The organism is Brucella anthropi ATCC 49188, assembly GCF_000017405.1.
Taxonomy (GTDB): domain Bacteria; phylum Pseudomonadota; class Alphaproteobacteria; order Rhizobiales; family Rhizobiaceae; genus Brucella; species Brucella anthropi.
In genome coordinates this window covers 809561-829035 of the sequence record NC_009668.1, presented here as the reverse complement: position 1 = coordinate 829035, position 19475 = coordinate 809561, and the positions used below count along the sequence as shown (strand labels likewise).

Sequence of the window (19475 nt, the reverse complement as noted above, 5' to 3'; positions counted from 1 at the left end):
TAAGTGAGTATTTGCGTTTCAAGGCCATTCTCATTGGCATGGTCGCATATCGCAGGCAAGCCTGCGCCAGTAATAAATCACTTCAGAGCAATATTGTAATGATCCAATATAATTATTGACATGATGTAATTGGTCTTTCACACATAGAGCCAAGAACAAAAAATCAAACATATGGGGAACGAGGATGCGGCCTTACGGTTTCGCATATGGTGCTTTATTGCGCCCTCAACTTGCTCGCCTGCAGCGAAGACGTGCTTTGCTTGGTGCAGCGCTCCCCATTGTCACGCCGCTTTGAACGGCGGTGCGGATGTCGGGAAGTGTGTCGCAAATGATCAGTCTCAACGAAATAGAGCAAGCCCAAGACAGGCTGAATGGTCATGTCCAAAGAACACCGCTGATCCACTCCGAAAGTCTCAGCAGGCGATCAGGCGTGCCGGTTTTTCTCAAGCTTGAAAACCGACAACCAACGGGTAGTTTCAAGCTTCGCGGTGCAACAAATGCTGTTCTCAGCCTGTCCGGGAATGAACGCGAGCGGGGGCTTGTCACAGCCTCTACCGGAAATCATGGGCGCGCATTGGCTCATGCAGCGTCCACGCAAGGGTTGACCGCCATGATCTGCCTTTCATCGCTTGTACCGCTCAATAAGGTCGAGGCCATCCGCGCACTTGGTGCTGATGTGCGCATCATCGGCAAATCCCAGGACGACGCGATGGAAGAAGTCATGCGGCTTGTGCGTGATGAAAGCATGAATGCCATCCCACCGTTCGACGATCCGCGCATTATTGCCGGACAGGGAACTGTGGGATTGGAAATTGTCGAAGATCTCCCCGAACTGCACACGGTGCTTGTTCCGCTTTCTGGTGGCGGCCTTGCCGCCGGAGTGGCTGCAGCAGTGAAAGCAAAGCTTCCGCAAGCGCGGGTAATTGGAATTTCCATGCAACGCGGTGCGGCTATGCAGGCGAGCCTCGAAGCGGGTAAACCAGTCAATGTTGACGAACTGGACACGCTGGCAGACTCCCTCGGCGGTGGTATCGGGCTCGACAATCGCTGGACGTTTGCGATGTGCCGCTCGCTACTTGATGATGTGATCCTGCTCGATGAAGAGGAGATCGCAGCAGGCATCCGCCATGCGGCGCGGCTGGAAAGCGAGATTATTGAGGGCGCGGCAGCTGTTGGTATTGCCGCCTTGCTTGCTGGAAAAATCAAGCCGACAGGACCAACCGCCATCATTGTTTCTGGTGGCAATATCGATCCCGAACAACATCGCGCAATCGTGGAAGACCGCTATCGGAGGGCAGGCTGATGGCTGAAATGAGAATTCTGACCGAAGCTGATCTGCGACAGATCATAGCCCTCGACCTTGAAAGCGTGGCGTGCGTGGAGGATGCTTTCCGGGCACTCGCCAGTGGCGGTGTCAGCATGCCGCCCATTCTTCGGTTGGATATCCCTGCAGAGCGTGGCGAAGTCGATGTGAAGACGGCCTATATTCCTGGATTAGACAGCTTTGCCATCAAAGTAAGTCCGGGCTTCTTCAATAATCCTTCCATCGGCCTGCCTTCTACCAACGGACTGATGATCCAGTTTTCGGCAAAGACCGGACTTATCGAAGCACTATTGCTGGATAATGGCTATCTGACCGATGTGCGTACAGCGGCTGCCGGTGCTGTCGCAGCAAAATATCTGGCGCGGGAAAATGCCCGCGTCGCCACCATCATCGGTGCGGGCATGCAGGCAGGAATGCAGCTTGAAGCGCTGAAACTCGTGCGCCCCATCACCGAGGCGCGGATTTGGGCACGCAACGTCGATAGCGCGAAAAAAGCCGCGCAGAACTTTACCCAAAAGCTCGGAATACCGGTGACGGCAATCGCAGATGCAAAGGAAGCTTGCGATGGCACTGACATTATCGTCACGACGACGCCATCGGAAACACCGCTCATAAAGGCTGAATGGCTTGCACCCGGCCAACACGTTACTGCGATGGGTTCGGATGCCGAACATAAGAACGAGATCGACCCCGCCCTTTTCCTGCGATCAATCACCTATGTCGCTGACAGCCTCTCCCAGACACGCAGGCTTGGCGAATTGCACCATGCAATTTCGGCTGGGATTGTAGCAGCGGGTACTGTCTTTTCAGAACTGGGCCAGATCGTTCTCAATAAGGCGAAATTCCAGCGTCAGGCAGAGGACATAACCTTCTGCGACCTCACGGGCACCGGTGTTCAGGACACCGCAATTGCTCGCCTTGCGACGGAGCGCGCCAGCCTGCGCGACGCAGGCACGAAAATTGATTCAACCATAACTGCAGGAGCCAGTCGATGAGTGTGGAACTCAACTTCACCCGCGCGGAATATGATGAGCGGATAGCCAAAACCCGTCGCGCCATGGAGAAGGCAGGCTTCGATGTCATCATCGTCACAGACCCGTCCAACATACACTGGCTTACCGGTTATGATGGCTGGTCCTTCTATGTCCATCAATGCGTTGTGCTTTCGATGGAAGGCGAACCGATCTGGTACGGTCGCGGTCAGGATGGCAACGGTGCGAAACGCACCGCGTGGATAAGCCATGACAACATCATCGGCTATCCTGACCACTACGTGCAATCGCTGGAACGCCACCCGATGGATCTTCTGGCCTCAACCCTTGAGGAAAAGGGTTGGGGTAACAAGACGATAGCCGTCGAGTTCGACAATTACTGGTACACTGCTGCGGCCCACCATGCTTTGCAGAAGCATCTGCCCAATGCACAGTTCAAAGATGCGCAAGGTCTCGTCAACTGGCAGCGGGCGGTGAAGAGTTCAACCGAGATTGGCTATATGCGCAAAGCCGGGCGCATCGTGGAAGCCATGCACCAGCGCATCGTCGATAAAATCGAGCCGGGTATGCGTAAATGCGATCTGGTTGCAGAAATCTATGATGCAGGCACACGCGGCGTTGACGATTTCGGCGGCGATTATCCTGCCATTGTGCCGTTGCTGCCTTCTGGACCTGACGCCTCCGCCCCGCATCTCACCTGGAACGATTTGCCGATGAAGACCGGAGAAGGCACCTTCTTCGAGATTGCAGGTTGCTATAAGCGTTATCATTGCCCACTGTCGCGGACTGTATTTCTCGGCAAGCCGACGCAGGCTTTTCTTGATGCAGAAAAAGCAACACTCGAAGGTATGGAAGCGGGACTTGCTGCTGCTCGTCCCGGCAATACCTGCGAAGATATTGCCAACGGCTTCTTCGCTGTTTTGAAGAAATACGGGATCATCAAGGACAACCGCACCGGCTATTCCATCGGCCTGTCCTATCCGCCGGATTGGGGCGAACGCACCATGAGCCTGCGCCCCGGCGATCACACCGAATTGCAGCCCGGCATGACCTTTCACTTCATGACAGGTCTCTGGCTGGAAACCATGGGGCTGGAGATCACCGAGAGCATCGTGATCACCGAAACCGGCGTCGAATGCCTGTCGAATGTGCCACGCAAGCTCGTGGTCAAGAATTAGGACGCTACGATGATGCTTAGCTCGCCCCCTTCCCGTCCCTCCCCAATCACGCCAACTGTCGATTTTGACCGCGACGGCGTGCAACACGGACATTTGCGGCTGCCTTGGTCCAGAGACGATTCCGCCTGGGGCTCGCTGATGCTGCCAATCTGCGTCATTCGCAATGGCGATGGACCCACAGCCCTTCTTACGGGTGGCAATCACGGCGATGAATATGAGGGGCCGGTTGCACTCTACGATCTCGCCGCCAATCTGAAACCGGCTGAGATCAACGGACGCGTTATCATTGTTCCTGCAATGAATTTTCCAGCTTTCACGGCGGGAACACGCACATCGCCGATAGATAAAGGCAATCTCAATCGTAGTTTCCCTGGCCGCCCGGATGGCACGGTAACTGAAAAGATCGCCGATTATTTCACCCGCTATCTGCTGCCCACAGCCGATATCGTCATGGATTTTCATTCCGGGGGCCGCACACTTGATTTCCTGCCCTATGCAGCAGCACACGCCCTGCCCGATGCAACTCAGGAAGCCCAATGCTTTGCTGCCGTCAAAGCTTTTTCGGCTCCTTTCTCCATGCGGATGATCGAGATCGATGCTGTAGGCATGTACGACACGACCGCTGAGGAAGCCGGGAAGGTGTTTGTGACGACCGAGCTTTCCGGCGGCGGCACGATTTCAGCACGGTCGGCAACAATCGCCAAGCGCGGCATTCGCAACCTTCTGCGTCACGCAGACATTTTGCATGGCGAAGTGGAGTTTTCACCCACGACATGGCTCGATATGCCATCGCAGGAATGCTTCGGCTTTGCCGATACCGAAGGTTTGCTTGAACCTTTGGTCGATCTTGGCGCGGAAATACGCAAGGGCGACCTCATTGCCCGCGTTCATAATGTGGCACGCACCGGCGTAGCTCCGCAAGAGTACCGCGCCGCACTCGACGGAATTCTCGCGGCACGGCACTTTCCGGGTCTCATCAAGATGGGTGATTGCCTTTCGGTCATCGCCACGATCAGCGAGGAACCGTCCTCGTCTTAAATCAATCAGTACCGACCAATTGAAAAGCCGGACCAAAAACAACCGGCATCCATAAAGAGGAGTGAACACCATGCGCATGAAATTTCATACGATTTCCGCTCTGCTTTCCGCGGCAGCATTTGCAGCTCTTACAATCCCGTCACAGGCCGTCACCATCGACGATCTGAAAAGCGCGGGCTTTGTGCGAGGAGCGACTGCCAACGAAGTGCCCTATGGTTATATGGACGCGAGTGGCGCAGCCAAAGGCATCGGCCCGGACGTTGCCGCAGCAATCTTCAAAAAACTCGGAATTGAAGAAGTCGATTGGACTGTTACGCCTTTCGGCTCGCTTATTCCCGGATTGAAGGCCAAGCGCTTTGAGTTTGTCGCCGCCGAGCAGAATGTTTTGCCCGACCGCTGCAAACAGGTTCAGTTCACGGTCGCCAATTCCAGCTACGGTGAAGGTCTCCTGGTTCCAAAAGGCAATCCAAAAAACATTCATTCCTATGATGACATCAAGAAAGATCCGTCTCTGAAAGTCGCAATTGTTTCGGGTGCCGATCAGATCGATTTCCTGCATGGAATGGGTATCGATGAATCACAGATCGTCATGATTCAGGGCAATGCTGACGCTCCATCCACGGTTCAGACCGGTCGTGCGGATGCCTATGCCGCAACAGAGCTGACAGTGGCCAAGCTCGTTGAAAATTCGCCACAACTGGAACAGGCACATCCGTTTACCGATCCGGTTGTGGATGGCAAATCCGCGCGCAGTTTTGGCGCTTTCAGCTTCCGTCCAGAGGACAAGGAGTTCTACGACGCCTTCAACAAGGAGCTTATCGAGTTCAAGAAGACCGATGACTACAAGAAAATCCTGATGACCTATGGGCTTAGCGAAGAGAGCGTCGAAGCGGCGCGGACTGTTGATACGGCCAGCCTCTGCAACGCAAAGTAACGCTTTTATCGCCCGCCGTGCCATGATGATTGGTTCGGCGGGCCTTGTCTCATCTCTATCGGGAGAAGACCATATGCACTGGACGGAGTATCTTCCCGCCCTTTTCAAAGGCGCACAAATCACCGTCGTTCTTGCCCTCAGTTCGATGGCTATCGGCACTCTGCTGGCGTTCGCAGCCGGTATTGCCCGGTTTGCGGGTGGGCCGATCCTTTCCACGATTGCGGTGATCTATATCGAGATATTCCGGGGTACTTCCCTGCTCGTGCAATTGTTCTGGCTCTATTACGCCCTGCCATTGATCGGCATTTCATTCGATCCGATCACGACCGGCATTATGGGGCTTGGCCTTAACATTGGTGCTTATGGTGCTGAGGTCGTGCGTGGTGCCTTGCAGGCCGTTCCTGAAGCGCAACATGAAGCCGCAAGAGCCCTCAACTTCAGCAGAGGCCACACATTGTTTCACATCGTCCTGCCACAGGCGGTTGTCGAGATGATGCCGGCTTTCGGCAATCTGGCTATTCATAATCTGAAAGATACAGCACTCGCCTCGCTTATCGCCATCAGCGATCTCACTTTCCAGGCCCAGCGTTTGCGCAATCTGACGCTCGACAATGTGACGATCTATTCGCTGACACTACTTGGTTATTTTGCAATGGCCCTGGTGCTCGCCTCCGCTATTCGCTGGCTTGAGCGACGACTGAAACGCCAGACAATGGCAGGAGGTTTCGCATGATCTACGGCTATGCATGGGACACCTCGTCCACGCTATCCTTTGCGATTTCCATTCTACCAATTCTGGGAATTGGCCTCACAGTAACACTCAAGGCCGCAGCCACCGGCTTTGCTATTGCGCTAGTGCTCGGCCTCGTCTTTGCGCTTCTGCGCCGCAGCCCATACAAAATCATATCCTGGCCGACCGTGGTCGTTGTGGAGTTTCTGCGCGATACACCGCTGCTGGTACAGTTGTTTTTCCTGTATTACGTGCTGCCTGCCTATGGCATTGTTCTGCCCGCATTCCTGACCGGCGCTCTGGCGCTTGGCCTTCAATATTCGGCCTATACGTCGGAGGTTTACCGCGGAGGTATAGAGGCCATTCCGCGCGGACAATGGGAAGCAGCGCGCGCCCTGAACCTTACGCCTTGGCGCACCTATCGCGACATTGTCATTCCGCAAGCCATACCCCGGATCATCCCGGCCATGGGCAACTACCTCGTCTCCATGCTGAAGGAGACCCCGGTTCTGTCTGTCGTCAGTATCGTCGACATGCTGAACCTCGCCAATCTGATCGGCGACCGCACCTTCGAATATTTGGTGCCGCTGTCCATGGTCGGCCTGATCTTCCTCATCCTGACACTTATCTGCTCGGCGCTCATACGCCTGCTCGAACGCACACTTCCAAAGAACGGGATCGCCCTCAAATGACCCAGGAAATCATCCGCTTTCAGGACGTAGCCAAGCGTTTCGGCGCACTGACTGTGCTGGATCAATTCAATTTCTCGGTCAAGACAGGCGAGAAAGTAACACTGATCGGCCCATCAGGATCGGGAAAATCGACGGTGCTCCGTATTCTCATGACACTGGAGCCGTTTCAGGAGGGTACGCTCGAACTCGCAGATATGTCCTATCACCAACCAAACGGCAAAGGACCGTTTCAAGCGAGCGAAGCCCACTTGCGTAAAATCAGATCGCATGTCGGCATGGTGTTCCAGAGCTTCAATCTGTTTCCGCACATGTCTGTGCTGCGCAATATCATCGAAGCGCCAGTACACGTTCTCGGTATGAAGCGGGACGAAGCCGAGGCGCGTGCACTCGATCTTCTTGCTCTTGTCGGCCTGACTGACAAAAAAGATCACTACCCTTCACAGCTTTCAGGTGGCCAGCAGCAACGCGTTGCGATTGCGCGTTCATTGGCTATGCGTCCACGTGTTCTACTCTTTGACGAACCCACATCGGCGCTGGATCCGCAGCTTGTCGGCGAAGTTCTGGCAGTCATTCGCAGTCTCGCGCAAGAACATGACCTGACAATGCTCCTCGTCACTCATGAAATGCGCTTTGCACGCGAAGTTTCCGATCGTGTCTGTTTTTTCGACAAGGGACGCATCTGCGAACAGGGCACGCCCGAACAGATATTCCAGTCTCCGACCGAAGAGCGGACGAAAGAATTTCTGCAATCAGTTCTATAGCGCTCAGGCTATAGAACTGACGTCATAGACTGGCGGCAGTTGCGCGAAGGTTTCGCGAATAGTTTCAAGAGCCGTCTGCAAGGCAGATCGCGAAAGCCTTCCGCCGAGGCAGATGCGGATGCCGCCATCCCCCCGCTCACCACCTGCCACGAACGGATCAGAAGGTGTGACAGCGACGCCCTTGCTTGCCAGAGCACGGACCAGACCATCCTCCGACCAGTTGCGCGGGATCTTCAACCAGGCACAAAGCGACAGCGGATTGCTGCCAGCAATGTGCGGCTCAAGAATATCGGCTACCAATGTCTGCCTTGAACGCAACTCGCTACGCTGAATATCCAGAAGCTCGGTCGCCGTTCCGTCCTCGATCCAGCGGCTGGCCATCTCTGCAACGAGATTGACGCCGCTCCAGCTCGTGACGCGCAAAATCGACGTTACGCGGATGGAATAATGCGCAGGCACCACAAGATAGCCTGTCCGCAAGCCGGTCATAACCGTCTTGGTGAAGCTTGTCACAAAGAAGCCCAGTTCTGGCAGCAGTTCCGGCATTGACGGCAGAGGCTCTTCAAGGATCGGCTTATAGACTTCATCCTCGATGACACAAACGCCGTATCGCCGGGCAATATCCGCGACAGCAATGCGCCTTTCAACTCCCATCAAATGACTAGTCGGATTGCCAAGCGTCGGAATGAGCACCAGCGCCCTTACATCTCCCGCCTTGCACGCAGTTTCAAAAGCATCGGGCAATATACCTTCTCTATCCGTCGGCAGCGCACGCAGCGTGAAGCCAAGCACATTGGCAAGACCTATGATGCCATGATCGGTAAGGCTTTCCGTCAGTACAACCTCACCCGGCTGCACAACCGCTGCGACTGCCAGAAACAAGCCATGAGCAGCGCCATTCGTAATAATGATCCGGCCCGGATCAACATCAACCGACAGGCCACGCAGCCAGTCTCGCGCGACCGCGCGATGTCGATCCAGCCCCGCAATAGGTCGACATGGACGCATGAAGCTCGCATTGTCCGACTGGCTCATTTCCTCCAGCAGACGACGCGATGCATTCTCGTGGGCTTCTGTATAGACTGCGCGAATGATGGATAGATCCGCCGTTCCGCTGGGATCCCGATCAAGCATGAAACGATCAGCCCGCTCCGTCACCCGGTTGCAGACATAGGTTCCCCGGCCAACCTCACCACGCAAATAACCGCGCCGTTCTGCCTCCTTGTAGCTGATACTGACCGTCTGTACCGAAAGCCCGAGCTTGTGCGCCAAATCCCGATGGGTCGGCATGCGCGTGGCGGGCAAAAGAACGCCCTTCTCGATATCGTCGACAATTTTATCTGTCAAAAGCCTGTGCTTGGTGACGCCCTTGCGCATTTCCAACATGGGTTCCCACATGCGTCTACCAACTCCATCATGACATATCCAGAATTGTCCTATTATACTGAAATTTCTTCATGACAATCTAGTCAAAACAGCGTTCAAGGAGAAGTTCTTATCGCTGGCAATGACAAGCACCGAGACGATGGAAAGCATGCCTCAGCGAGTACGTGCGGAACGCAATAAAAACCGTTCGAAATGGTATCTGAAAATATCGATTCAACATCATAAAAGATGACAAGTCCGTCAAAACAAGCTATTGATAGATAAAGCGAATTCTAGCTTTTCCCGTACACATCGTTCCTCGCTGCCGGACGAAATACGCATGAATGAAAAACGGAGCCCGCAGGCTTCCAAGCCGCAAAATCCAGCCAAATCGTTCTTTGAAAATGAACGTCCGACGCTGAAGACAATTGCATTCATGACCGGCCTTGGCGTGACCACGGTTTCGCGTGCTTTAAAGGATGCACCGGAAATCGGTCCGGAAACACGAAAACGCGTACAACTGATCGCCCGACAGATCGGTTATCGTCCCAATCGTGCCGGTGTGCGCCTTCGAACCGGCAAGACGAATGTCATTGCCCTTGTCCTGAACACACAGGACGAGATCATGGGCTTTACCAGCCAGGTCATTCATGGCGTCGCGGATGTTCTTGCCGAAACGCAATACCATCTCATTCTGACACCCTATTTTCATTCGCGGGCGCCAATCGAACCGATCCGCTATATCGTGGAAACGGGCTCAGCCGACGGTATTATTTTTTCGCGTACAGAACCGGACGATCAACGCGTCCATTATCTGACGGAACATGATTTTCCGTTCGCCACCCATGGTCGCACTGATACGGGCATTGAGCATCCTTTTCACGACTTTGATAATTTCACTTTCGCGCTGGATATGGTTGGCAAACTGGCAGCGCGCGGACGAAAGCGGCTCGCTTTACTGACTCCGCCCGCACATCTCACCTATTACCGGCATATGGTAGGTGGATTTTATGAAGGTCTGCGTGCCTTTCACTGTAGTGGATCGCCGCTCGAAGACGTTGATCTGGATACACCGCTTGAGGATTTGCGGCAGCATATAGCTCAATTGATGAAAAGACCTGATCGACCGGACGGTATCATCTGCTCTGGCAGTGCAGCCGCTCTGGCAATTGTTGCCGGTGTAGAAGATGCGGGATTGAGTATCGGTAATGAAGTCGATGTCGCAGCCAAACAATCGACGCAGATTTTGCATTGGTTTCGCCCGGGGCTGATTGTCGTCGAGGAAAGTTTCAAGCTGGCCGGGCAGCAGCTTGGCAAAGCCATTCTGGGCCGGATTAACGGCATCGATGTGAGGTCCTTGCAGACCATCGGATAAGAATGGGCGGAGGCCACTCCGGACCCGTGAGCCCGGAATGGCCTCCTATCGCTCGGGAGGAGCGATGCAAAGTCAGTTCGCCGCCCGTTTCTTTCCATTTTCAACTGGCAGCAACAAAGCCTCAGCCGCTTTAATGTTCAGTGCTTCCGGGCGCGTACAGCGCGTTTCGATGTCAATGAAACGCTTTTCCTCGCCTGATCTCAAAATAGCCAGCATGACGTCGACCCCATGCAGTGCACGTTCCAGCGAACAACGTAGATCGCGGCCGTTCAGAATAGCAGCCGCCATATCTGCCAGACCAGCCGTTCTATAGTTAGCCATCATACCTTGAGAATGCTGTTCATTGGCAACGCCAAATGGATGCTCCCAATTTTCCACTATTTCCGCTGGTTCGCCCGGCTTCGCCAGTTGAACTTCTCCGCCAAAAAAATTGGGATCGGGCAGGTAAAGCGATCCTTCGGTGCCATACAACTCCATGTTCGCATGGCGATGCGCCCAGACATCCCAACTGGCTGATAGTGTTACTGTTGCGCCCTGTTCGAATTCCAATAATGCGTGAATGGTCGTTGGCGTCTCCACAGGAATGGCTTCGCCCTTGCGTGGTTCAGAGCTAATCGTCCGCGTCGGTGTAGCTGCAGAAGTCAAAGCGGCGACGCGCTTCACGGGGCCAATCAGATTAACGAGATTGGCGATGTAATACGGTCCAAGATCAAGGATCGGCCCACCGCCCTTTCGGAAGAAAAAGTCGGGATTCGGATGCCAATGTTCCATGCCATGGCTCATGACATGGCATGTACCGGAGGTGATGCGACCGACATTACCATTATCGATTTCGCGCCGCGCCAGCTGATGGGCTCCACCCAGAAACGTATCCGGCGCGCACCCCACTTTCAGGTTGCGACCATCGGCAAGCGCCTTCAGTTCCAGCCCCTGCTCCATCGAGAGAACCAAAGGTTTTTCTGAGTATGCATGTTTGCCTGCGGCCAGAATTTGCTTCGTGACAGCATAATGAGCATCGGGAACTGTCAGGTTGACGACGATATCAATGCCGTCGTTCTGAAGCAGCTCATCGATAGTCTGTGCTTTTATACCAAACTCGTCTGCGCGCGCTTTTGCTGCAGCAGGATTTATATCGGCGCATGCTATTATTTCGATACCTCGAAACATGGGAGACAGCCGCAGATAGGCAGCGGATATATTGCCACAACCGATAATGCCGACACCAAGTGCCTTGGTCATTTCGTTCTCCAACTCAGAAATTCTTTACGGTTTCGATGGAACGGCGCGCAAATCGGGTGTCGTCCGACGGATTATCGTGTTCCATGATGAAATAGCGGACGGGCGTCTTGCGCAAAGCCGTAAACAATTCAGCCCAGTCCACAGTGCCATGTCCGACGTCTTCCCAGCCGTCTTCGTCGGTTTTTTCACCGGCTATGGCGATATCCTTGACATGGACCGCAAGGATTCGGTCGCCATAGCGCCTGATCCATTCAAGCGGGTCGGCACCGCCTTTGATAATCCACGCAATATCCGCCTCCCATGCAAGATCGGGCGAAGCATCGAGGATATGTTCCTGTGGTACGGAACCGTCGGCCAACGGGCGGAATTCGAAATCATGGTTGTGCCAGCCAAATGCATAGCCCGCCTTGCGATAATGCTCTCCAGCGACAGCAAGGCGTTTTCCGAACTCCTGCCAACCGGCAACACTATCCGGGCGGCGGTCTGCATCGAGATAAGGGCAGAAAATAGCCTTCATATCGGCGACCTTGGCAATCTCCAGAACACGGTTGACTTCGTTCTCCAGCATATCCAGACCAAAGTGTCCGGTAGGCATGGAAAGTCCCAATGCGTCGAGGTCCTTCTTTAATCGAACAGGATCACCATAAATCCCCCCATAGCCTTCCACCCGACGATAGCCGAGATCCCGCAGCATGGTGAGCGTGCGTTCCAACGGTTGGAAGTTGCGGGAGCTGTAAAGTTGATAGGAATATCCGTTCATGTCCTCGTCCTCAGAACTCTATCCAGAATTGTGTCGGGCTTTCTTGCGAGCAAAAAATCCCCGCACGGTCCGAGGCAAGCCCTCGTGCCGTCCATTGAAAGCCAATAGCTTCGCCTCTCGCAGGAGAGGCTCTTAAGGGGAACGTTCTTCGCTATTCATCTAAAGCCTCTCCTCCGTTTGCGCATCGAAAAGCGACAGGGCATCCGGCTTGAAACCGATCCTGACCTTCTCACCTGCCCGATAGCGCTTCCCCGCTTCCACCCGTGCGGATAGCGAATGTCCGTTCAGGCGAAGCCAGACCAAACTGTCGGCACCCATCGGCTCATCCAGATCGACGGTCGCCTCAAAACCATCTTCGACATCAAGTCTAGTATGCTCAGGACGAACCCCGAGAGTGGCCTTACGTCCGGGTGTCAGCCCACCGTCATATCCATCAAGCTGAACGGCGGTCTCGCCAGCATGGAAGACTGGCTTGCCATTTGTAGCCGTAATTTCTCCCGTAAAGAAATTCATCGACGGCGAGCCGAGAAAACCCGCTACGAACCTGTTCTTTGGGCGATTGTAAATCGTCGACGGATCAGCCAGTTGTTGGACCACCCCACCTTTCATGACTGCGATGCGGTCCGCCAATGTCAGGGCTTCGATCTGGTCGTGCGTGACGTAGATCATGGTATTGCCGAGTCTCTGGTGAAGGCGCTTGATCTCAACGCGTAGCTCAGAACGTAATTTTGCATCCAGATTGGAAAGCGGTTCATCGAACAAAAACACGTCGACATCGCGCACCAGCGCACGACCGATCGCAACACGCTGACGTTGTCCGCCGGACAGTGCCGAAGGTTTGCGCTGCAGCAAGGGTTCGATCTGCAGAATTTCGGCCGCGCGTTTGATGCGTTTATCAATCTCCCCTTTCGGGAAGCCGGCAACCCGCAAACCGAAGGAAAGGTTCTTCTCAACAGTCATTTGCGGATAAAGCGCATAGGACTGAAACACCATGCCGATGCCACGATCCTTCGGCTCCTCCCAGGTAACGTTACGTCCTTTGATGAAAATGCTGCCTTCGGAGATATCGAGAAGGCCCGCTACACAATTGAGCAGAGTGGACTTGCCGCAACCGGACGGCCCCAGAAGAACGAGGAATTCGCCCTCCCCGATTTCCAGATTGAGATTTTGCAGCACATTGACCGAGCCGAAGCCGAGCGACAGATCCTGGATGGAAACGCTGGAGTTCATGAATTCATCCTTTCACTGCGCCAGCGGCAATGCCGCGTACAAAATACCGACCAGAAACAAAATAGACGAGCAATGGCACGGCCCCGGTAAGAATGGTGGCGGCCATATTGACGTTGTATTCCTTCACGCCCTGCATGGAGTTGACGATATTGTTCAGCTGGACGGTCATCGGAAAATTCTGCGTTCCTGCAAACACCACGCCGAACAGAAAGTCGTTCCAGATACCGGTCACCTGCAGAATGATTGCAACCACGAAGATCGGCAGCGACATCGGCAGCATGATCTGAAAGAAAATGCGCCAGAACCCGGCTCCGTCGACACGCGCTGCCTTGAAGAGTTCCGGCGGCAGGCCGGCGAAATAGTTGCGGAACAATAACGTCAAGATCGGCATGCCGAAGATGGTATGGATGAAGACAACGCCGGTCAGCGTGCCGAATATACCAAGCTCGCGGGTTATGATCACGAGGGGATAAAGCATGACCTGATACGGAATGAATGCCCCAAACAACAAGACCGAAAAGAATATTTCCGATCCTTTGAATTTCCAGTTGGCCAGCGCGTAACCATTGACTGAAGCGATGGTGATGGAAACGATCACGCTCGGCACGGTGATCTTGATCGAATTCCAGAACCCCGCGCTGATGCCTTCACAATAAAGGCCGGTACAAGCCTGACTCCATGCCTTGACCCATGGCTCAAAGGTGATTTCGACTGGCGGTGAAAAGATGTTGCCGAGCCGGATCTCCGGCATACCCTTCAGAGAAGTGACTACCATCACGTAAAGCGGCAACAGATAATAGACGGCAGCAACGAACAAAATGCTGTAGAGCATGATGGTGGCCGGTGCAAAGCGCCGTTTTGGCTTACGACCCCACGGCTGCGAAGCCCGCTTTTGTGCCGGACGAGCCTGGGCTGCTACAGCCTCAGTTTCGGCTGGCCTCTTCCTGTTGAGGACAGCTTCAGTCATCGCGCTTTCCTCCGACTATATTCCAGCATTGTCCAAGGAACGAGAATGATCAGAACCGTGGTCAGCATGACGGTAGAAGCAGCAAGCCCCTGCCCCAAATTGGCCCAGCCGAACATGAAATCGTAGACATATTTTGCTGGTACTTCCGACGCTATGCCGGGACCGCCATTGGTCATGGCAACCACCAGATCGTATAGTTTGACGATGCCTGTCGCGATAAGAACGACGGTCGTCACCAGAACGGGGCGCATCATCGGCAGGATGATGAAGAGATAGGCTTTCCACTTCGGAATGCCGTCAACTCGTGCAGCCTTCCAGATTTCATCATCGACATTGCGCAGCCCGGCCAGCATCAGAACCATGACCAACCCCGTCATCTGCCAGAGCCCGGCAATGACAATTGCATAGATGACGTAGGTGCGGCTCGACAGGATAGCCATCTGGAAGTTGTCGAAGCCTATATCGCGAATGACTTTCTCCAGTCCGAGTTGCGGGTTGAAAATCCACTGCCAGACAAGGCCCGTCACAATGAACGACAGGGCATAGGGATAGAGGAAAATCGTGCGAAATGTGTTCTCGAAGCGGATTTTCTGGTCCATCAGGGCAGCAAGGACAAACCCGGCCACAAGGGAAAAGCCCATGCAGAGGACGCCATAGATCGCCAGATTGCGGACTGACACATGCCAGCGGGTTGCAGAAAACAGGCGCGTATATTGATCGAAGCCGACAAAATTCAACATAGGCAGCGATTTGGAGGACGTGAAGGAATAAACAACCGTCCAGAGCGTGCAGCCAATGAAGACCACGAGAACCGTCGCGATCATTGGAAGTGCTGCAACCTTTGCATTCAGATTGCGAAATATTCCCGACGGCTTTCCACGATTGCCCTCTTCCATGACGGCCATGATGCTCCTCCCTGTTCCGGTTCTCGGAGTGTCCTGTACCGTCGTCCTCATCGACAGCGCAGGACTTGAACGTGACTATTGTGCCTGTTCGATAATCTCCGCAAAACGTTCCTGAATATCATCGACCGTCATGTCTGGATTGGAGAAAAACTCGGCAGCCAGACTTTCGATTTGCCCTTGGGTATCCGGCGCACGCAACTGCTCCACAGAGGGAACGATGTTGTCCGGGTTCTTCAGAATATCGATACCTGCACGCATGCAGCTCGAGGCTGAATCGAGATCCACATCGCCGCGGATCGGCAGCGACCCCTTGGCCAGATTGAATGCAACCTGCGTCTCCTTGGAAACGAGCATGCTTGCCAGCTTGAGCTGCGCCTTGGTGACTTCCGGGTCCTTGTTCTTCGGGAAGTAGATCGCGTCACCGCCAGTATCCAGATATTGATGAACGCCGAGTCCTGGCAAGCAGTCATAATCCTTGCCTGCAACCTTGCCCGCTGTCCCAAACTCGCCTTGCGCCCAGTCTCCCATGATCTGCGTACCGGCGCGGCCGGTCAGCACCATGTTGGTCGCCTCGTTCCATGAACGGCCCACATAACCCGGATCAGCCAGTGAACGCGCCTGAGCCAGCGCTTCAAAAACCTTCTTCATTTCAGGACCGCGTGCCGCATCGGCGTTCTTGTCCTTATTGACCTTTAGATAGAGGTCCTTACCGCCAATCGCAGTTGTCAGGACAGTCAGCATGCCATTCACCTGCCAACCGTCACCGGTCGCCAACGGCACAATGTTCTTTTCCTTCAGCTTGGGAGCTGCAGCTATAAGGTCATTCCAGTTTTTTGGAGGTTCGGTTCCGGCCTCGCGAAAGGCTTGCGGATTGATCCACATCCATTCCCACGAATGAATATTCAGCGGCACACAGTAGAGGCGCCCTTCATAAGTGCAGGATTCCAAGAGGCTCTTCGGACGAATGAAGTTGGCCCAGCCTTCCTTTTCGGCGAGCTCGGTCAAATCCGTCATTAATCCGCCCTGAACCAGTTCTTCAGCCTGCCGTCCATGATTGAGCTGGGTCGCTCCCATTGGATTGCCGCCGAGAATACGGCTGATAATGATCGGGCGGGCTGTAGCGCCGCTACCGGCAATCGCCCCATCGACCCACTTGTCGCCGCCGAGCGCATCATATTTTTCAGCGAGAACTTTGACAGCTGCCGCTTCACCGCCAGATGTCCACCAATGCGTAACTTCAAGATTAGCCGCAGAAGCCGAATCTGCCATTGTTAACGTTGTCATAGCGAGACACACGGATGTGGCGAGAACTTTTGCTCTTTCTGGTAACATTTCATATCCTCCCAAATCTGAAACGTTACAGATATGGTATTCAAAACAATCTCGCTTGCAAGTCCTTAATTTCCAACGAGTGGAATCTGGCGCTCAGGCAGAGTCTAACATATTGATCTTCTGTTGTTTTCCTTAAAGAACTTTTTTGGCGCGAAAGAATCATCTTGTGTTTTATCTCGTAAGATATTCAGCATGAAACACTCAAGACCTATGAATCTGTAACGTTACAGATTGCAACAATCACAAACAAAAAGGGCACTCGTGAGAGCGCCCTTTTTTCGCATTTCGAAATCGACTTGAATCAAGCCACCTTGCTCAAAAGGCCATGCGGATCGAGAACGAATTTCTTCGCAGCGCCCTGATCGAAACTTTCATAGCCCTTTGCCGCGTCCTCAAGTGAAATGACCTGAGCGTTTACGATCTCGGCGATATTCAGGCGCCCATGCAGGATCGCCTGCATCAGCTGGCGATTGTACTTCAGAACCGGTGTCTGTCCGGTATGGAATGACTGCGCCTTGGCCCAACCGAGGCCAAACCGTAACGACAAGCTGCCTTGTTTCGCAGCATTGTCGACAGCACCTGGGTCTTCGGTGACATAAAGCCCCGGAATACCGATTGCCCCGGCGGGACGAGTTATCTCCATCATCTGGTTCAACACGATCGCCGGTTGCTCGCCACCGCTATGACCGCGCGCCTCGAACCCAACAGCATCAATAGCACTATCCACTTCGTTGCTGCCTGTGACTTCTGCAATCATGTCGCCGAGACGATCGCTTGCCGAAAGATCGATTGGTTCGAACCCCACTTTCCGTGCGTGATCGAGCCGTTCCTTGTTGAAGTCACCGACCATAACGACCGCAGCGCCCAGAATGCGAGCGGATGCCGCAGCAGCAAGCCCCACCGGTCCCGCACCCGCGACATATACAACCGAACCAACCCCGACGCCGGCTTTCACCGCACCGTGAAAGCCGGTCGGCAAGATGTCAGAAAGCATCGTCAGGTCGCGGATTTTTTCCATCGCTTGCTCGCGATCGGGGAACTTGAGCAGATTGAAATCGGCATAGGGCACCATGACATAGCGGGCCTGCCCGCCAATCCAGCCTCCCATATCAACATATCCATAGGCGCCACCGGCACGCGACGGGTTGACCGTCAGGCAAACACCTGTGTCCTGGGATTTACAGCAACGGCAGCGACCACAAGCGACATTGAACGGGACTGAAACGATGTCGCCCACATCAAGCATCTCGACATCGCTGCCTTTTTCAATAATTTCACCGGTAATTTCATGCCCCAGCACGAGACCGGGCATCGCAGTCGTGCGTCCGCGAACCATATGCTGGTCGGAACCACAAATATTTGTCGAGATTACCTTCAATATAACGGCGTGGTCCAGCTTCCTCCCGTCCGGTGCCGCTAACGCTGGATCTTCAATATCGCGCACTTCGACTGTCCCGGGCCGCAAATAAACGACGCCACGGTTCTTGCTCATGTCTACCTCCTCCAGGTCGAACAACACTGACAGATTTCAAACAATGCAATGATCGATGGTTTCCGGACGCAAATTGACAACGCCCGTTTCAGGGAGGTTACAGACGGAAAGCGAGCGGTTCAGTCCCAATCGCGACACGTCTCATTCAAATTGAACTTGAGGATTTGGTGCATCACCGTCAATGTGCAGTAAGCTTCATGTTTCCCGCACCGTCATCAAAAATGAAGGCAGGGCCGACAACACGTACACTACGGTCTGTTATGGGAGCAAAAGACGCCGCTGAAGCAGCTACGTCATCATTACGAGTCGGTCGAGCATCTGGCATGGGAACAACGACATTTTTGAGCGCGCGACCACCCTTGCTACTGGCCCGCAGCTCACTGATCTTGTCGACATAACCGGCCCAGTTGCATCTTCTGAAATCACCGCTTCCCTGATAGTTATATGCTGTAGACAACTCGACATAGGGCTTACCGTTCGAGACCGACACCATATCGGCCGTTTCGCCGTTCGGATCATTCAGAACGTAGAGATCGACATTCTCCCCCTGACAAATAAAACGGCATTGTGCCACTGTCTCCGTCACGCTGTCGGACTTCTGAAACTGTGAATGCGGAGCTGGGAAAAGATAACCATCCGACAAACGCACACAATAAGTCAGAGCGCCTTTGATACCATTCGGCACCCATGGCTTGTCGTTCGTTGCGACAGACGCAACTTTGGGACGGTCAGGTTTCACTTTTGCTGCCGGACTGGCAGTCGGTTGTTCTACGCATGATCGGGAAGAAAGCGAACTGGATGAAAGCTGCCGCTGTATTTCAGCTATTCTTTGAGAAAGATCGCGGCAAGGATTGAAAAAACCGCCGCGCTCGTCGCCACCCTTGCAACCACGGCTGCGTTCCAGCGCGCGCAGTGCCGAAAGCTGGCGCTGCGTCATCATATCCGCAGCACCGGCTGCACGCGTGCAGGACGCGGCAGCCAATTGCGGGAAACAGAACAGTCCAATCAAAAGAAGCAAGGCGAAAGATTTTGCCACCACAACACCTTTGAAACCCATAACTTTTGATGATCACCTCACCGACAAGAGCTGACGAGGTGCTTCCATTTCTGAACTCCCTCGTTTGGAGTTCAGCACCTGATCCGGATCCATTTCCGATACCA

At 54.1% G+C, this 19475-nt stretch carries 18 protein-coding genes; 9 read left to right on the top strand and 9 right to left on the bottom strand.

The window, feature by feature from the left end; translation table 11 throughout:
* The first annotated feature begins 328 nt into the window (after positions 1 to 328).
* The 8 genes from eutB (at position 329) to ehuA (ending at position 7649) form a co-directional block, all read left to right on the top strand.
* Positions 329 to 1303, top strand: a complete 975-nt coding sequence (gene eutB / locus OANT_RS17945) for a hydroxyectoine utilization dehydratase EutB (RefSeq protein ID WP_012092890.1) — start codon at positions 329 to 331, stop codon at positions 1301 to 1303.
* Positions 1303 to 2319, top strand: a complete 1017-nt coding sequence (locus OANT_RS17940; RefSeq protein ID WP_012092889.1) for a cyclodeaminase — start codon at positions 1303 to 1305, stop codon at positions 2317 to 2319. Before eutB ends, OANT_RS17940 begins: the two co-directional genes overlap by 1 nt.
* Positions 2316 to 3494, top strand: coding sequence for an ectoine hydrolase DoeA (gene doeA, locus OANT_RS17935; RefSeq protein WP_012092888.1), 1179 nt, complete (start codon positions 2316 to 2318; stop codon positions 3492 to 3494). The genes OANT_RS17940 and doeA overlap by 4 nt, the downstream gene beginning before the upstream one ends.
* A 9-nt stretch (positions 3495 to 3503) precedes the next feature.
* The gene (doeB, locus tag OANT_RS17930) at positions 3504 to 4532 is read left to right on the top strand and encodes a N(2)-acetyl-L-2,4-diaminobutanoate deacetylase DoeB (protein WP_012092887.1); all 1029 of its coding nucleotides are present in this window, start codon (positions 3504 to 3506) and stop codon (positions 4530 to 4532) included.
* Positions 4533 to 4602: 70 nt separating this feature from the next.
* The gene (gene ehuB / locus OANT_RS17925) at positions 4603 to 5466 is read left to right on the top strand and encodes an ectoine/hydroxyectoine ABC transporter substrate-binding protein EhuB (RefSeq protein WP_012092886.1); all 864 of its coding nucleotides are present in this window, start codon (positions 4603 to 4605) and stop codon (positions 5464 to 5466) included.
* Between the two features lie 73 nt (positions 5467 to 5539).
* Entirely contained in the window at positions 5540 to 6199 is a 660-nt protein-coding gene (gene ehuC, locus OANT_RS17920) for an ectoine/hydroxyectoine ABC transporter permease subunit EhuC (protein WP_010658663.1), read from the top strand.
* Positions 6196 to 6888, top strand: a complete 693-nt coding sequence (ehuD, locus tag OANT_RS17915; RefSeq protein WP_012092885.1) for an ectoine/hydroxyectoine ABC transporter permease subunit EhuD — start codon at positions 6196 to 6198, stop codon at positions 6886 to 6888. The genes ehuC and ehuD overlap by 4 nt, the downstream gene beginning before the upstream one ends.
* Positions 6885 to 7649, top strand: a complete 765-nt coding sequence (ehuA, locus tag OANT_RS17910) for an ectoine/hydroxyectoine ABC transporter ATP-binding protein EhuA (RefSeq protein WP_012092884.1) — start codon at positions 6885 to 6887, stop codon at positions 7647 to 7649. Before ehuD ends, ehuA begins: the two co-directional genes overlap by 4 nt.
* Before the next feature lie 3 nt (positions 7650 to 7652).
* On the opposite strand, the gene ehuR is transcribed toward ehuA, so the two are convergent.
* Positions 7653 to 9047 (bottom strand): MocR-like ectoine utilization transcription factor EhuR, encoded by a 1395-nt coding sequence (gene ehuR, locus OANT_RS17905; protein WP_040128351.1) that lies wholly within the window; start codon positions 9045 to 9047, stop codon positions 7653 to 7655.
* A 307-nt stretch (positions 9048 to 9354) separates the two neighbouring features.
* Between ehuR and OANT_RS17900 the strand changes: the two genes are divergently transcribed.
* Entirely contained in the window at positions 9355 to 10389 is a 1035-nt protein-coding gene (locus tag OANT_RS17900; protein ID WP_012092882.1) for a LacI family transcriptional regulator, read from the top strand.
* 72 nt (positions 10390 to 10461) lie between these two features.
* On the opposite strand, the gene OANT_RS17895 is transcribed toward OANT_RS17900, so the two are convergent.
* The 8 genes from OANT_RS17895 to OANT_RS17860 all read right to left on the bottom strand — a co-directional run bounded on the left by OANT_RS17895 (position 10462) and on the right by OANT_RS17860 (position 19254).
* Positions 10462 to 11628, bottom strand: coding sequence for a Gfo/Idh/MocA family protein (locus OANT_RS17895; protein WP_012092881.1), 1167 nt, complete (start codon positions 11626 to 11628; stop codon positions 10462 to 10464).
* A gap of 13 nt (positions 11629 to 11641) precedes the next feature.
* Positions 11642 to 12388 (bottom strand): sugar phosphate isomerase/epimerase family protein, encoded by a 747-nt coding sequence (locus OANT_RS17890; protein WP_012092880.1) that lies wholly within the window; start codon positions 12386 to 12388, stop codon positions 11642 to 11644.
* 159 nt (positions 12389 to 12547) lie between these two features.
* Positions 12548 to 13618: an ABC transporter ATP-binding protein gene (locus tag OANT_RS17885; RefSeq protein ID WP_012092879.1), complete on the bottom strand. Its 1071-nt coding sequence runs from the start codon at positions 13616 to 13618 to the stop codon at positions 12548 to 12550.
* A gap of 4 nt (positions 13619 to 13622) precedes the next feature.
* Entirely contained in the window at positions 13623 to 14585 is a 963-nt protein-coding gene (locus OANT_RS17880; protein ID WP_012092878.1) for a carbohydrate ABC transporter permease, read from the bottom strand.
* The gene (locus OANT_RS17875; RefSeq protein WP_012092877.1) at positions 14582 to 15490 is read right to left on the bottom strand and encodes a carbohydrate ABC transporter permease; all 909 of its coding nucleotides are present in this window, start codon (positions 15488 to 15490) and stop codon (positions 14582 to 14584) included. The genes OANT_RS17880 and OANT_RS17875 overlap by 4 nt, the downstream gene beginning before the upstream one ends.
* 75 nt (positions 15491 to 15565) lie before the next feature.
* Positions 15566 to 16822: an ABC transporter substrate-binding protein gene (locus OANT_RS17870; protein ID WP_012092876.1), complete on the bottom strand. Its 1257-nt coding sequence runs from the start codon at positions 16820 to 16822 to the stop codon at positions 15566 to 15568.
* A gap of 301 nt (positions 16823 to 17123) precedes the next feature.
* Positions 17124 to 18314, bottom strand: coding sequence for a formaldehyde dehydrogenase, glutathione-independent (gene fdhA / locus OANT_RS17865; protein WP_012092875.1), 1191 nt, complete (start codon positions 18312 to 18314; stop codon positions 17124 to 17126).
* A gap of 178 nt (positions 18315 to 18492) precedes the next feature.
* Positions 18493 to 19254, bottom strand: a complete 762-nt coding sequence (locus OANT_RS17860) for a DUF2865 domain-containing protein (protein ID WP_231771499.1) — start codon at positions 19252 to 19254, stop codon at positions 18493 to 18495.
* Between the last annotated feature and the right edge of the window lie 221 nt (positions 19255 to 19475).

Bases quoted from the DNA above. Each gene is read 5' to 3' on its own strand.
- eutB (WP_012092890.1), top strand. From the start codon at position 329: ATGATCAGTCTCAACGAAATAGAGCAAGCCCAAGACAGGCTGAATGGT.
- OANT_RS17940 (WP_012092889.1), top strand. From the start codon at position 1,303: ATGGCTGAAATGAGAATTCTGACCGAAGCTGATCTGCGACAGATCATA.
- doeA (WP_012092888.1), top strand. From the start codon at position 2,316: ATGAGTGTGGAACTCAACTTCACCCGCGCGGAATATGATGAGCGGATA.
- doeB (WP_012092887.1), top strand. From the start codon at position 3,504: ATGATGCTTAGCTCGCCCCCTTCCCGTCCCTCCCCAATCACGCCAACT.
- ehuB (WP_012092886.1), top strand. From the start codon at position 4,603: ATGCGCATGAAATTTCATACGATTTCCGCTCTGCTTTCCGCGGCAGCA.
- ehuC (WP_010658663.1), top strand. From the start codon at position 5,540: ATGCACTGGACGGAGTATCTTCCCGCCCTTTTCAAAGGCGCACAAATC.
- ehuD (WP_012092885.1), top strand. From the start codon at position 6,196: ATGATCTACGGCTATGCATGGGACACCTCGTCCACGCTATCCTTTGCG.
- ehuA (WP_012092884.1), top strand. From the start codon at position 6,885: ATGACCCAGGAAATCATCCGCTTTCAGGACGTAGCCAAGCGTTTCGGC.
- ehuR (WP_040128351.1), bottom strand. From the start codon at position 9,047: ATGTGGGAACCCATGTTGGAAATGCGCAAGGGCGTCACCAAGCACAGG.
- OANT_RS17900 (WP_012092882.1), top strand. From the start codon at position 9,355: ATGAATGAAAAACGGAGCCCGCAGGCTTCCAAGCCGCAAAATCCAGCC.
- OANT_RS17895 (WP_012092881.1), bottom strand. From the start codon at position 11,628: ATGACCAAGGCACTTGGTGTCGGCATTATCGGTTGTGGCAATATATCC.
- OANT_RS17890 (WP_012092880.1), bottom strand. From the start codon at position 12,388: ATGAACGGATATTCCTATCAACTTTACAGCTCCCGCAACTTCCAACCG.
- OANT_RS17885 (WP_012092879.1), bottom strand. From the start codon at position 13,618: ATGAACTCCAGCGTTTCCATCCAGGATCTGTCGCTCGGCTTCGGCTCG.
- OANT_RS17880 (WP_012092878.1), bottom strand. From the start codon at position 14,585: ATGACTGAAGCTGTCCTCAACAGGAAGAGGCCAGCCGAAACTGAGGCT.
- OANT_RS17875 (WP_012092877.1), bottom strand. From the start codon at position 15,490: ATGGCCGTCATGGAAGAGGGCAATCGTGGAAAGCCGTCGGGAATATTT.
- OANT_RS17870 (WP_012092876.1), bottom strand. From the start codon at position 16,822: ATGTTACCAGAAAGAGCAAAAGTTCTCGCCACATCCGTGTGTCTCGCT.
- fdhA (WP_012092875.1), bottom strand. From the start codon at position 18,314: ATGAGCAAGAACCGTGGCGTCGTTTATTTGCGGCCCGGGACAGTCGAA.
- OANT_RS17860 (WP_231771499.1), bottom strand. From the start codon at position 19,254: ATGATGACGCAGCGCCAGCTTTCGGCACTGCGCGCGCTGGAACGCAGC.